This window comes from Burkholderia sp. BCC0506 (genome assembly GCF_902833145.1).
Classification (GTDB): domain Bacteria; phylum Pseudomonadota; class Gammaproteobacteria; order Burkholderiales; family Burkholderiaceae; genus Burkholderia.
In genome coordinates this window covers 39,490-53,411 of sequence record NZ_CADFEN010000018.1, presented here as the reverse complement: position 1 = coordinate 53,411, position 13,922 = coordinate 39,490, and the positions used below count along the sequence as shown (strand labels likewise).

Below are 13,922 nucleotides of genomic sequence, written 5' to 3'. Positions count from 1 at the left end.
CCCGCCGCACGGTGCTTTCACGCACATTCCGCCGTGAACTCCGGTATCGGTTCTGTGATATGCTGCGCGCACGCAAGTTTTAGGTCCTTCCAAGCAAGACTTGATTCGCAATCCGCTAAACGGTCAGGCCGTGTCGCGGAAGGTTGAGTAACCCGCTATTTCTCGAGAAGCTCGAAGAAAGGTGAGCGTAAAATGTCAGATGTAATGAAGCAGTTTCAGCTGAACTCCTATCTGTTCGGCGGCAATGCTTCGTACGTTGAAGAACTGTACGATGCATACCTCAACAATCCGGCGTCGGTGCCGGAGAACTGGCGAGAGTATTTCGACGCGCTGCAGAACGTCCCTGCAACCGACGGCTCGAACGCCAATGACGTTGCTCACTTCCCGATCGTCGAATCGTTCGCCGAGCGTGCGAAGGCCAATGCCTTCATCCCGCGTGAAAGCACCAGCAACCTCGCGACCGCACGCAAGCAGGTGCACGTCCAGTCGCTCATCAGCGCCTACCGCTTCCTCGGCTCGCAATGGGCCAACCTCGATCCGCTGAAGCGTCGCGAACGTCCCGCCATTCCCGAACTCGAACCTGCTTTCTACGACTTCTCCGAAGGCGACCTCGACCAGACATACAGCGCAAGCAACCTGTACTTCGGTTTCGACCAGGCTTCGCTGCGCGACATCGTCAAGGGTCTGCGCGACACGTACTGCGGCACGATCGGCGCCGAATACATGTACATCAGCGATCCGGAACAGAAGCGCTGGTGGCAGGAGCGCCTGGAATCGATCCGCGCGACGCCGTCGTTCTCGATCGACAAGAAGAAGCACATCCTGAATCGCCTGACGGCCGCCGAAGGCCTCGAGCGCTACCTGCACACCAAGTACGTCGGCCAGAAGCGCTTCTCGCTCGAAGGCGGCGAAAGCTTCATCGCGGCGATGGACGAAGTCGTCCAGCACGCGGGCAAGCGCGGCGTGCAGGAAATCATCATCGGCATGGCTCACCGCGGCCGCCTGAACGTGCTGGTCAACACGCTGGGCAAGATGCCGGCCGACCTGTTCGCCGAATTCGAAGGCAAGCACGTCGACGACCTGCCGGCCGGCGACGTGAAGTACCACAAGGGCTTCTCGTCGGACGTGTCGACGGAAGGCGGCCCGGTCCACCTGTCGCTCGCGTTCAACCCGTCGCACCTCGAAATCGTGAACCCGGTGGTCGAAGGTTCCGCGAAGGCGCGGATGGACCGTCGCGGCGACGAAGACGGCCTGCAAGTGCTGCCGGTGCAGATCCACGGTGACGCGGCCTTCGCGGGCCAGGGCGTCGTGATGGAAACGCTGAACCTCGCGCAGACGCGCGGTTACGGCACGCACGGCACGCTGCACATCGTCATCAACAACCAGATCGGCTTCACGACGTCCGACCCGCGCGACGCGCGCTCGACGCTGTACTGTACCGACGTCGTCAAGATGATCGAGGCGCCGGTGCTGCACGTGAACGGCGACGATCCGGAAGCCGTCGTGCTCGCGACCCAGATCGCGATCGACTACCGGATGCAGTTCCACAAGGATGTCGTGATCGACATCGTCTGCTTCCGCAAGCTGGGCCACAACGAGCAGGACACGCCGGCGGTCACGCAGCCGCTGATGTACAAGAAGATCGCGCAGCACCCGGGCACCCGTGCGCTGTACGCCGAGAAGCTCGTGCAGCAGGGCGTGATCACCGCCGAGGACGCTGACAACTACGTGAAGGCGTACCGCAAGGCGATGGACGACGGCCACCACACCGTCGATCCGGTCCTGTCGAACTACAAGAGCAAGTACGCGGTCGACTGGGTTCCGTTCCTGAACCGCAAGTGGACGGACGCAGCCGACACGGCCGTGCCGCTCGCCGAGCTGAAGCGCCTGGGTGAACGCATCACGACGGTCCCGGAAAACTTCAAGGTTCACCCGCTCGTCGAGCGCGTGATCAACGACCGCCGCAACATGGCGCGCGGCGAGCAGCCGCTCGACTGGGGCATGGGCGAACACCTCGCATTCGCGTCGCTCGTCGCATCGGGCTACTCGGTGCGCCTGACGGGCCAGGACTCGGGCCGCGGCACGTTCACGCACCGTCACGCGGTGCTGCACGACCAGAACCGCGAGCGCTGGAACGACGGCACGTACGTGCCGCTGCAGAACATCGCCGAAGGCCAGGCGAAGTTCACGGTGATCGACTCGGTGCTGTCGGAAGAAGCGGTGCTGGGCTTCGAATACGGTTACTCGACCGCCGAGCCGAACACGCTCGTGCTGTGGGAAGCGCAGTTCGGCGACTTCGTGAACGGCGCGCAGGTCGTGATCGACCAGTTCATCTCGTCGGGCGAAGTGAAGTGGGGCCGCGTGTCGGGTCTCACGATGCTGCTGCCGCACGGCTACGAAGGCCAGGGTCCGGAGCACTCGTCGACGCGTATCGAGCGTTTCCTGCAACTGTGCGCTGACCACAACATGCAGGTCGTCCAGCCGACGACGCCGGCGCAGATCTTCCACCTGCTGCGTCGCCAGATGATCCGCCTGTTCCGCAAGCCGCTGATCGTCGCCACGCCGAAGTCGCTGCTGCGTCACAAGGAAGCGGTGTCGGACCTGTCGGAACTGGCGAAGGGCTCGTTCCAGCCGGTGCTGGGCGAAACCGACGGCGGCATCGACGCGAAGAAGGTCAAGCGCGTGCTGGTGTGCTCGGGCCGCGTGTACTACGACCTCGTCGCGCACCGCCGCGAAGCGAAGGCGAACGACGTCGCGATCATCCGTATCGAGCAGCTGTATCCGTTCGCGCACAAGCAGTTCGAAGCGGAAATGAAGAAGTACGAGAACGCGACTGAAGTGGTCTGGGTGCAGGACGAGCCGCAGAACCAGGGCCCCTGGTTCTACGTCGAGCACCACCTGAAGGAAGGCATGAAGGAAGGGCAGAAGCTGGCATACAGCGGCCGTCCGGCTTCGGCCTCGCCGGCGGTTGGCTACTACGCGAAGCACTACGAGCAGCAGAAGGCCCTGATCGAAGGGGCATTCGGCCGCCTGAAGAGCGCATCGATCGCGAAATAACCGACGTCAAGCGAAACGGGAAGGCGCGAGCGCTTTCCCGTTCTTTCGGCCTGCCGGGCGCGTCGCGCGCCGCACCGGCCGAAGGAATCGCACGAACCTCGTCATACCCCAGATTAAGCATCCAGGAAAATCACATGGCTATCGTAGAAGTCAAAGTCCCCCAGCTGTCGGAGTCGGTGTCGGAAGCCACCATGCTGCAGTGGAAGAAGAAGCCGGGCGAAGCAGTCGCGCAGGACGAAATCCTGATCGAGCTCGAGACCGACAAGGTCGTCCTCGAAGTGCCGGCGCCGGCAGCCGGCGTGCTCGCGCAAGTGCTGCAGAACGACGGTGACACGGTGGTCGCCGATCAGGTGATCGCGACGATCGACACCGAAGCGAAGGCAGGTGCCGCCGAAGCAGCGGCGGGCGCCGCCGAAGTCAAGCCGGCGGCAGCGCCTGCTGCAGCCGCACCGGCCGCACAGCCGGTTGCCGCAACCGCATCGAGCTCGGCCGCCGCATCGCCGGCCGCAGCGAAGCTGCTGGCCGAGAAGGGCCTGTCGACGGGCGACGTCGCAGGTTCGGGCCGCGACGGCCGCGTCACGAAGGGCGACGCGCTGGCAGCAGGCAGCGCGCCGAAGGCTGCGCCGGCCGCCGCACCGGCGAAGACCGCCGCCGCGAAGCCGTCGCTGCCGGAAGTGAAGGTGCCGGCGTCGGCAGCGACCTGGCTGAACGACCGTCCGGAACAGCGCGTGCCGATGTCGCGCTTGCGTGCGCGTATCGCCGAGCGTCTGCTCGAATCGCAGCAGACCAACGCGATCCTGACGACGTTCAACGAAGTGAACATGGCGCCGGTCATGGAGCTGCGCAACAAGTACAAGGACAAGTTCGAGAAGGAACACGGCGTGAAGCTCGGCTTCATGTCGTTCTTCGTGAAGGCGGCTGTCCATGCGCTGAAGAAGTTCCCGCTCGTGAACGCGTCGATCGACGGTAACGACATCGTCTACCACGGCTACTTCGACATCGGTATCGCGGTCGGTTCGCCGCGCGGCCTGGTCGTGCCGATCCTGCGCAACGCGGATCAGCTGAGCCTCGCCGAGATCGAGAAGAAGATCGCCGAATTCGGCCAGAAGGCGAAGGACGGCAAGCTGTCGATCGAGGAAATGACGGGCGGTACGTTCTCGATCTCGAACGGCGGCGTGTTCGGCTCGATGCTGTCGACGCCGATCATCAACCCGCCGCAGTCGGCCATCCTCGGCGTGCACGCGACGAAGGAGCGCCCGGTCGTCGAGAACGGCCAGATCGTGATCCGCCCGATCAACTACCTCGCGCTGTCGTACGACCACCGTATCATCGACGGCCGCGAAGCCGTGCTGTCGCTCGTCGCGATGAAGGATGCGCTGGAAGATCCGGCACGCCTGCTGCTCGACCTGTAAGCCGAGTCTCACTGCATCGACCCGTTCCGCAGGTTCGCCCCCACGCGCGAACCTGCGGGCGTACAAGTAGAAAGGATTGTCATGTCCAAGGAATTTGACGTCGTCGTGATCGGCGCCGGCCCCGGCGGCTACATCGCCGCGATTCGCGCAGCGCAGCTCGGCAAGACCGTTGCCTGTATCGAGAAGTGGAAGAACCCGGCCGGCGCGCTGAAGCTCGGCGGCACCTGCCTGAACGTCGGCTGCATCCCGTCGAAGGCGCTGCTTGCGTCGTCCGAAGAGTTCGAGAACGCGTCGCATCACCTGGCCGACCACGGCATCACGGTCGACGGCGTGAAGATCGACGTCGCGAAGATGCTCGGCCGCAAGGATGCGATCGTCGAGAAGATGACGAGCGGGATCGAGTTCCTGTTCAAGAAGAACAAGATCACCTGGCTGAAGGGCCATGGCAAGTTCACCGGCAAGACCGACGCCGGCGTGCAGATCGAAGTGAGTGGCGAGGGTGAAACCGAAGTCGTCACCGCGAAGAACGTGATCATCGCGACGGGCTCGAAGGCGCGTCACCTGCCGGGCATTCCGGTCGACAACAAGATCGTGTCGGACAACGAAGGCGCGCTCACGTTCGACTCGGTGCCGAAGAAGCTCGCCGTGATCGGCGCGGGCGTGATCGGCCTCGAGCTCGGCTCGGTGTGGCGTCGCCTGGGTGCCGACGTGACGGTGCTCGAAGCGCTGCCGGCGTTCCTCGGCGCAGCCGACGAAGCGCTCGCGAAGGAAGCGGCCAAGCTGTTCAAGAAGCAGGGCCTCGACATCCATCTCGGCGTGAAGATCGGCGAAGTGAAGACGACCGCGAACGGCGTGTCGATCGCCTACACGGACAAGGACGGCAACGCGCAGACGCTCGACGCCGATCGCCTGATCGTGTCGGTCGGCCGCGTGCCGAACACCGACAACCTCGGCCTCGAGGCCATCGGCCTGAAGGCGAACGAGCGCGGCTTCATCGACGTGGACGACCACTGCCGTACGGCGGTGCCGAACGTGTACGCGATCGGCGACGTGGTGCGCGGCCCGATGCTCGCGCACAAGGCGGAAGACGAAGGCGTGCTGGTCGCGGAAGTGATCGACGGCCAGAAGCCGCACATCGACTACAACTGCATTCCGTGGGTGATCTACACGTACCCGGAAATCGCATGGGTCGGCAAGACGGAGCAGCAGCTGAAGGCGGAAGGCCGCGAGATCAAGACGGGCAAGTTCCCGTTCTCGATCAACGGCCGCGCGCTCGGCATGAACGCGCCGGACGGTTTCGTGAAGATGATCGCGGATGCGAAGACCGACGAACTGCTCGGCGTGCACGTGATCGCCGCGAACGCGTCGGACCTGATCGCGGAAGCCGTGGTGGCGATGGAGTTCAAGGCGGCGTCGGAAGACATCGCCCGAATCTGCCATCCGCACCCGTCGATGTCGGAAGTGATGCGCGAAGCGGCGCTCGCCGTCGACAAGCGCTCGCTGAACAGCTGAGCACGGTGTAGCGCCTGCCGGCCGCCGGCCGGCACAGCCGTCTCATGACGAAGGCGGGCGGGGTTTCCCGCCCGCCTTCGTTCTTTCCGGTTTGCCCGATGAACGTCACCGAATACTACACGCGCGAACTGACCACGCGCGGCTATCAGTCCGATCCCGCTCAGCGCGCGGCCGTCGATCGCCTGCAGCGCTGTTTCGACGAATGGGTCGACTACAAGGCGCGTCGCTCGAACGCGTTCAAGAAGCTCATCAATCACCCGGATCTCCCGCGCGGCGTCTACATGTGGGGCGGTGTCGGCCGCGGCAAGAGCTTCCTGATGGACAGCTTCTACGCAGTCGTACCCGTGCAGCGCAAGACGCGCCTGCATTTCCACGAATTCATGCGCGAAGTGCACCGCGAGCTCGAAGAGCTGAAAGGGCAGGCCGATCCGCTCGACGAACTCGCGCGACGCATCGCGAAGCGTTACCGGCTGATCTGCTTCGACGAATTCCATGTGTCGGACATCGCCGACGCGATGATCCTGTACCGCCTGCTCGATCGCCTGTTCAACAACGGCGTGCAGTTCGTGATGACGTCCAATTACGATCCCGACGATCTGTATCCGGATGGCCTGCATCGCGACCGCATGCTGCCGGCGATCGCGCTGATCAAGGAAAAGCTCGACGTGCTCAACGTCGATGCGGGGGTCGATTATCGCCAGCGCACGCTCGCGCAGGTGAAGATGTATCACACGCCGCTCGGCGCGGATGCCGATCGCGAGCTGCGCCATGCATTCGCGAAGCTTGCCGCGGTGCCGGACGAAAGCCCGATCCTGCATATCGAGAAGCGCGAACTGAAGGCGCTGCGCAAGGCGGACGGCGTCGTATGGTTCGATTTCGCGACACTGTGCGGCGGCCCGCGTTCGCAGAACGACTACCTCGAACTGGCGAGCCGCTTCCATGCGATCGTGCTGTCCGAGGTGCCGCAGATGTCGCCGCGGATGGCGTCCGAAGCGCGCCGCTTCACGTGGCTCATCGACGTGCTGTACGACCACAAGGTCAAGCTGCTGATGTCCGCGGCGGTGCCGGCCGAGGCGTTGTACGTCGAAGGCCCGATGGCCAACGAATTCGCGCGGACGGTCTCGCGCATCGTCGAGATGCAGTCGAAGGAGTATCTCGAAACGCCGCGCCGCATCGTCGATACATCGTTGACCTGAACTGATCGAGGGCTTCGGTAATTGGCGGGGTTTAAACGTCAATTTCGGTTAGATTCTGCCGATCTGCGGGTATTTTCGGATTTGTCTTATATTCATCGCTGAGGTGAGCCGATATCGTGGTGTCATGGTTATTAGCTGGAGATGCCCATGACACCGTATCGCGATTTGACCGACCACGAATGGCGCTGCGTCGCGCCGCTTCTGCCCGAAATGCAGCCGCGTACCGAGTTGCGCGGCCGGCCGCTAGCCAATACGCGCGCCGTGCTGAACGGGGTGCTCTGGGTGATCTACAGCGGTGCAACGTGGTCGGCCATGCCGCGCCGTTACCCGTCGTATCAAACATGCCATCGCCGCTTCAAGGTGTGGCACGAAACGGGCACGCTGATGAATGTCATGCGTGAGCTTTATGGCGACGCCGGCATGAATCTGTGCAATGAACTATCCGCGCGGATGCGCAAGCATACGCAATCGAAGGCGGCGCTGGCGCGTAGCAACGCCGCACCCGCGTATCGCGCACCGGGTACCTATGCAGCGGACGCGATGAAGCACGCGGCGTGATGTCCATCCGCTTTCCGTTGTGTGCGCACCAAAATAAATCGGCCTGGCGACATCGTCGCAGGCCGATTTTTCATTGAGCCGCGCGTTTGGCGCGTATGGCGTTATTGCTGGCGAATCCAGGTTTGCGAGCGACCGAGCAGCGACACGCCGATGTAGCCGCGCACCACGAGCTTCTGGCCGCCGTCTTCAAGCGTCATCTTGCACTTGTAGACCTTGCCGTTCTCCGGGTCGAGAATGTTGCCGCCGTCCCAGTGGTCGCCTTCCTTCTTCATCGCCTTGATGATCGTCATGCCCTTGATGAGCTGGTCCTTGCGTTCGTCCGTGCATGCGGTGCAGCGACGATCGGGCGTATCGTTCGCGCCCAGGCCCTTGACGACCTTGCCCGTCAGCGAGCCGTCGCCGTCCTCGGCGATCTGCACGAGTGCCTTCGGTTGATGGGTGTTGTCGTCGATCGTCTGCCACATGCCGACGGGGCTGTCGGCTTGCGCGAACGTGGGCGCAGCGCACGTGAGCAGGGCGCCGGCAATGGCGATTGCGCGCAACGGGCGGGTCAGTTGAATCATTGTCATCCTCCTTGTTTTGCATGTCTGTTCGATTCGCCCGCACGACCGTCTGCATAGGGCGGGCATGTTGCGAGCTTCGCCAGAATACGTGAAACCGCGCGCCACGTTTGATAGAGGGGACTCTAATCGAAACAGCCCGCGTGACGCGGGCTGTTCGTGGCTTTGGTGACCGATCAGTTGAGCTGATACGAGAACGCGGCGTTGATGCGTGGGCTGCGTGACGCGCTTTCGACCGGCGCATCGCCCACCGGTTTGGCGACGTTCAGGTCGAGGCTGTAGTAGCGGCTGTCCGTAAGCCGCACGCCGAGGCCGACCGACGACATGCGGCTCGGTGACGGCGTTCCCGCGTGCAGATACACGCGCGCCATGTCGTACGCGATGTACGGCGTGATCGTTTTCAGATACGTCCAGCCCGGCGTGAAGCCGCGGTTGACCTCCAGCGACATCCCCCAGCCCGAGTCGCCTGACGCTTCGCCAGGTTGATAGCCGAGCGCATAGCGCGTCGAGCCGAACGAGATCTGCTCGGACGTCGGCAGCGAGTCGGGGCTGTATTGGCCGGTCAGCGAAACCGACGTGCCGATCCGGAACGGCCATTCGTTCGTCTGCGTGAAGGTCGCGCCGGTGCGGACGAAGGTCAGCGACGTCGGGTCCGGATAAACCGTCGTGGTGCCGCCGTTCACGCCGATTTGCGATTTCGATGCGCCGAGGATGTCGAACGCCTTGGCGACGTTGATGCTCAGTTTGCGTACCTGTTTCGGCTGAACACTCGTGTAGTCGAGCTGCATTTGCAGCACGCGAACCTGCGATCGGTTGTCGAGACTCGCGCCGTTGATCTTGTTCTGGTAGCGGTCCTCGTTGTGCGACGCATAACCCGACACCGTGCCGAGCAGGCTGCGCTGGTTGTTCAGCAAGATCGGATAGGAGGCCGAAAGACCAAGTTTCTCGTTCTTTACGGTGCGCTCGATGGTCGACGGCAACCCCGGGTTGTCGGTCGGCTTGCCGCGATACGTGCTGGCATCGAGGCGCGTGATCAGGCCGCTGCTGCCGACGGGCAGGGCGCCGCTGAACGCGAAGTAGGTTTGCTTGTCGCGTCCCGGCGGCGCGAGCGCCGAGATGCTCAGTTGCTCGCCGAACCGCGTGAGGCCGTTCTCGGTCGCGGTGATGAGGCCCTGGACGCCCGGATGGTTGAAGTCGATACCCGTGCTGACGTTGAACGGCTTGCGATCCACCGCGAGCTCGAGCGTCGTCGCGCCGTCGGTGGTTTGCGGGGGCGGGACATTCGCCTTCACCGTGAGGCCGGGCAGCAGGCCGAACGTGTTCACGTAGCGCTCGAACGTCGCGCGGCGCAGCGGTCGGTCGGCCGTGATATGCGCGGCAATCGCGCGGATCTTCGGTTCCATCGCGCCGGGTTTGCCGGTGACCTTGACGTCCGCCACGTAGCCTTCGACCACCGTGATGCGCACGACGCCGTCCTCGAACGTCTGCGCGGGAACGAACGCGAACGACAGCGCGTAGCCGCGTTCCTGGTACAGCGTCGTCACGCCGTTGGCGGTTTCGATCAGCTCGCCGATCGTGATGTCCTTGCCGACGAGCGGCGTGAAGCGGCGCGTGATTTCCTCGAACGGTATCGACTTCACACCTTCGACCTGGAACGTCTTCGGCGTCAGGTGTCGCGACAACAGCTCCTGCAATTGCGGCGCCTGCGGCGCCACCTGAACGGTGACGTTCGGCCCTGTCTTCGGCGCGTTGATCTGGGGAAGGGAGTCGAGCGGGTTACCGCCGACGCGCGTTTGTGCCTGTGCCGTACCTGCCGCCGCGATAGCGAGCAGCATCATCCATCTGTCGAGTCTGGATTTCATTGTTCTTCCTCGTAGGCCTTGCTTTTCGTCTTCTTGGTAATGCCGGCGCGCAACACCAGGGTGTCGCGCGCCGCGTGCCGCAATGCCGGTTGTGTTTGTACGGCCGCGCCATTCGCTCCGGCTGCGATGATGCGACCGCCGTCCTTACTTGCCAACGCTGCCCAGCGTACCCAGCAACCCCGTGACCGGTGCCAGCAGGCCCGTCGAGCTGCTGCCCGACGATGCCGTACCCGACACGCTGCCGACCAGCGACGTGACCGGCGCGAGCGGGCTCGAGCCCCCGGACCCTGCTGCACCGCCAACTGCTCCGGTGACAGTATTCAGCAAACCGGTGACGGGCGCGAGAGGGTTTGCACCGCCCGCGCCACCCGTTGCGCCGCCGAGCGTGCCGGTGACCGTCGACACGAGATTCGTGACGGGCGCGAGCGGGCCGCTGCCGCCGCCTGCTGCGCCACCCAGTGCGCCGGTCACCGTGGAGACGAGGCCGGTCACCGGTGCGAGCGGGCCGCTGCCCGAGCCGCCCGTTGCGCCGCCGAGCGTGCCCGTGAGCGAGCCGAGCGGCGTCGAGCCGAGACCCGACAACAAGCCGCCGAGCGGGTTCGTCGAACCGGAACCCGACGACGAGCCGTTCTGGACGGTTGCCGTCGAGCCGCCGACGAGGCTCGTGATCAGGCCGGGGATCGGTGCTGCGCCATTCGGGCCGTTCGGGTTGACGAGGCCGCCTGCGTTGGTCACGGTGTTGCCCACCGCGGTCACGAGCTGGCCGACGTCGCCGACGAGCGGCTGGCTCGACGTGCCGCCGACCTGCTTGCCGGCCGAGCTGATTGCACCGCCGATCTGGCCGAGCAGGCCCGAGACGGGTTGGCCGAGGCCGGTCGTCGTGCCGACCTGCTGCGTGACCTGGCCGGCGGTGATCACGAGCGGCGTGATCGCCGAGCTGATCGGTTGCGTGACCTGCTGCACGGCGCCCGACGACAGCGTCGAGCCGATCGTCGTGCCGGCGGCCGTCAGGCCGTTGGCCACCGTGTCGAGCACGGTGCCGACCGGCGTCGTGACCGGCGCGAGCGGCGCCAGCGGGCCCGTGCCCAGCGCCTTGACCGTCGAGCTCAGGCCGGACACCGTGTTGCTGGTCGCACCGACGACGTTGCCGAGACCGGCCACCGTGGTGCCGACCGGGTCCTTCGTCGAGCCGATCTGTCCCAGCCCGTTGCTCACCGCATCGGCTGCCGCGCCGACGATCGTGCCGGTGCTGGACAGCGTGCTGCCGACACCCTTCGTCACGCCGTCGCCGAGGCCCGGCAGGCTGATGTTGCCGACCGTGCTGCCGAGGTCGGTGGCCGTCTGGCCGACCGTGCTGATGACCCCCTTGGTGCCGGTCGACGAGCCGCTGGTGCCGCTCGTCCCGGACGTGCCGCTCGTGCTCGGATTGTTGTTGTCGTTGCTGCTGGAGGGCGGCGAGCTGACACCGCCACCGCCGCAGGCGGCCAGCAGGCACGCCGCGGCGAAGGCGGTGAGGGGCGCGCGCCACTGGCGCAGCGCGGCCGTCGTGATGGAACGTTGCTGGGACATGGTGGACTCCTCGCTGTCTTGTCGATGAATGGATGTCGGATTACTTGCCGTGCGTGCCGCCGAGCAGGCCGCCGATCAGCGACGTGACGGGCGCAAGCGGATTCGACGACGCGCCCGAGCTCGTGACGGCACCCGTGCCGCCGCTCAGTGCCGGTACGCCGACCGTGCTCGTCACCGTGGAGACGGCGTTCGTCACCGGGGCGAGCGGGCTGCTGCCGCCTGCGCCACCCGTTACGCCGCCGAGCGCGCCCGTGACCGCGCCGAGGAGACCCGTGACCGGCGCGAGCGGGCCACCGCTGGTGCCGCCCGCGGCGCCGCCGAGTGCGCCGGTGACCGTCGAGACGAGACCCGTGACCGGAGCGAGCGGACCGCCGCTGCCGCCTGCCGCGCCGCCGAGTGCGCCGGTGACCGTGGAGACGAGGCCCGTGACCGGAGCGAGCGGACCGCCGCTGCCGCCTGCCGCGCCGCCGAGCGCACCGGTGACCGTGGAGACGAGGCCCGTGACCGGAGCAAGCGGGCCGCCGCTGCCGCCTGCCGCGCCGCCGAGCGCACCGGTGACCGTCGAGACGAGGCCGGTAACCGGCGCGAGCGGGCCGCTGCCGCCACCCGTTGCGCCGCCGAGTGCGCCGGTGACCGTCGACACGAGGCCCGTGAGCGGGGCGAGCGGGTTGGTCACGCCGCCGGTGCCGCCCGTGAGCAGGCCGCCGACGGCCTTCACGGTGTTGCCCGTCGACGAGACGGTGTTGCCGAGGCCCGTGGTGACCGGGTTGCCGCCCGTCGATGCGAGCAGGGCGCCGGCCTGGTTCAGCCCGTTGCCGACCGTGCCGAGCAGCGTGTTGACCGGCGCACCGAGGCCGGTTGCCGTGCCGATCGTCTGGGTCGTCTGGCCGACCATCGTCGTGATCGGCGTGATGGCCGAGCTGACCGTTTGCGTGACTTGCTGGATCGGGCCGGTCGACAGCACGTTGGTGAGCGTGGTGCCGCCGTTCGACACGGCGCCGCCGACCGTCGTGACGAGGCCGCCGACGGCGCCCGTGACCGGCGCGAGCGGCGACAGCGGGCCGCTGCCGAGGCTCGTGACCAGATTGCCCGTTTGCGTGACTGCGCCGCCGAGCTGATTGATCACGCCGCCGGTGCTGGCGACCGTGGTGCCGACCGGATCCTTCGTCGCGCCGAGCTGGCCGAGGCCGCTGCCGAGGCCGTTGCCCAGGGCAGTGACCGCGCCGCCGACGCTTTGCACGATGCCGCCAGCGGCTTGCGTGGTGGCCGGATTGACGCCCGGCAGCGTCTGGCTGCCGATGACGGAGCCGAGACCGGAGACGGTGCTGCCGGCATTCGTGATGATGTTGCTGCTGCTTGCGAGGACAGTTCCCACTGCGTTCGACGACACACCCGAGGTACCGCTGGTGCCGGAGGTGCCGCTCGTACCGGAGGTACCACTGGTGCCGGACGTGCCGCTCGTGCCCGAGGTGCCGCTGGTGCCGGACGTGCCGCTCGTACCCGAGGTGCCGCTGGTGCCCGACGTACCGCTCGTACCCGAGGTGCCGCTCGAGCCGTTGCCGCCGGACGTGGAGATCGTATCGCCGCCGCCGGAGCTCGAGCCGCCGCCGAGACCCTGGCTGATGGAGCCGGAGCCGCCGCACGCGGAGAGGGAGAGCATGGCTGCAACGGTGGCCGCGATCAGAGTCGTCCGGAACACGCCATGAGGGATAACCTTGATGTCCATTTCGTCCTCGCATTAAAAATGTGTTGTGAACTGCGTTGTGTTGAGTGGTGCGAGGACTACTCTGCAACTGTCGTGCCATTTCGGCGTCCGCCGGCTCGGCGGCGGGTTTTAAACGAGGCAATTCCTTGTCGGAAAAGGAATTTACGGGAACTGAAAGATTGTTGAATCTGTTTAAGTGCGGATGAATGAGAACGGTTTCGGCCGTTTCGTAACGTAACGTCACAACATTGGCGTTACGCGTGCGGCGTAACGTGGGGCCCACGCAGGCTTGGTGGACGGGTCAATTGTTTTACTGGTGGATTAGGTGTGTACATCTAACCTATCGTAAATCCTATGTGTAAGTCGTACCGAAAGGCCGTACAAATGCGTTGTGCTCCTGGTGACTTTTTTCCGTTAGAGTGGTTGAAAGAGGTTGGAATTTAAATAGGATCGGATATAGAATCGGGAGCAGATGTAAGGAAATGTACGGT

General features: G+C 65.2%; 10 protein-coding genes. 5 read left to right on the top strand and 5 right to left on the bottom strand.

The window, feature by feature from the left end:
* Nucleotides 1–192 precede the first annotated feature (192 nt).
* The 5 genes from HWX62_RS30640 to HWX62_RS30620 all read left to right on the top strand — a co-directional run bounded on the left by HWX62_RS30640 (nt 193) and on the right by HWX62_RS30620 (nt 7,735).
* The gene (locus tag HWX62_RS30640; RefSeq protein WP_175933212.1) at nt 193–3,057 is read left to right on the top strand and encodes a 2-oxoglutarate dehydrogenase E1 component; all 2,865 of its coding nucleotides are present in this window, start codon (nt 193–195) and stop codon (nt 3,055–3,057) included.
* 134 nt (nt 3,058–3,191) lie between these two features.
* Entirely contained in the window at nt 3,192–4,469 is a 1,278-nt protein-coding gene (gene odhB / locus HWX62_RS30635) for a 2-oxoglutarate dehydrogenase complex dihydrolipoyllysine-residue succinyltransferase (RefSeq protein ID WP_175933213.1), read from the top strand.
* 81 nt (nt 4,470–4,550) lie between these two features.
* Entirely contained in the window at nt 4,551–5,981 is a 1,431-nt protein-coding gene (lpdA, locus tag HWX62_RS30630; protein ID WP_175933214.1) for a dihydrolipoyl dehydrogenase, read from the top strand.
* A gap of 98 nt (nt 5,982–6,079) precedes the next feature.
* Nucleotides 6,080–7,177, top strand: a complete 1,098-nt coding sequence (gene zapE, locus HWX62_RS30625; RefSeq protein ID WP_175933215.1) for a cell division protein ZapE — start codon at nt 6,080–6,082, stop codon at nt 7,175–7,177.
* Nucleotides 7,178–7,324: 147 nt separating this feature from the next.
* Nucleotides 7,325–7,735 carry a transposase gene (locus tag HWX62_RS30620; protein WP_175933216.1) on the top strand — a complete coding sequence of 137 codons (411 nt, stop codon included), beginning with the start codon at nt 7,325–7,327 and terminating at the stop codon, nt 7,733–7,735.
* A 101-nt stretch (nt 7,736–7,836) separates the two neighbouring features.
* Here HWX62_RS30620 and HWX62_RS30615 read toward each other — a convergent pair whose 3' ends face one another.
* From HWX62_RS30615 to HWX62_RS30595, 5 genes are all read right to left on the bottom strand, one after another.
* The gene (locus HWX62_RS30615; protein ID WP_175933217.1) at nt 7,837–8,298 is read right to left on the bottom strand and encodes a DUF2147 domain-containing protein; all 462 of its coding nucleotides are present in this window, start codon (nt 8,296–8,298) and stop codon (nt 7,837–7,839) included.
* Nucleotides 8,299–8,471: 173 nt separating this feature from the next.
* Nucleotides 8,472–10,157 carry a ShlB/FhaC/HecB family hemolysin secretion/activation protein gene (locus tag HWX62_RS30610; protein ID WP_175933218.1) on the bottom strand — a complete coding sequence of 562 codons (1,686 nt, stop codon included), beginning with the start codon at nt 10,155–10,157 and terminating at the stop codon, nt 8,472–8,474.
* Entirely contained in the window at nt 10,154–10,312 is a 159-nt protein-coding gene (locus HWX62_RS30605) for a hypothetical protein (protein WP_175933219.1), read from the bottom strand. The genes HWX62_RS30610 and HWX62_RS30605 overlap by 4 nt, the downstream gene beginning before the upstream one ends.
* The gene (locus HWX62_RS30600) at nt 10,302–11,726 is read right to left on the bottom strand and encodes a collagen-like triple helix repeat-containing protein (RefSeq protein WP_175933220.1); all 1,425 of its coding nucleotides are present in this window, start codon (nt 11,724–11,726) and stop codon (nt 10,302–10,304) included. The genes HWX62_RS30605 and HWX62_RS30600 overlap by 11 nt, the downstream gene beginning before the upstream one ends.
* A gap of 40 nt (nt 11,727–11,766) precedes the next feature.
* The gene (locus HWX62_RS30595) at nt 11,767–13,452 is read right to left on the bottom strand and encodes a collagen-like triple helix repeat-containing protein (RefSeq protein WP_175933221.1); all 1,686 of its coding nucleotides are present in this window, start codon (nt 13,450–13,452) and stop codon (nt 11,767–11,769) included.
* Nucleotides 13,453–13,922: the final 470 nt, after the last annotated feature.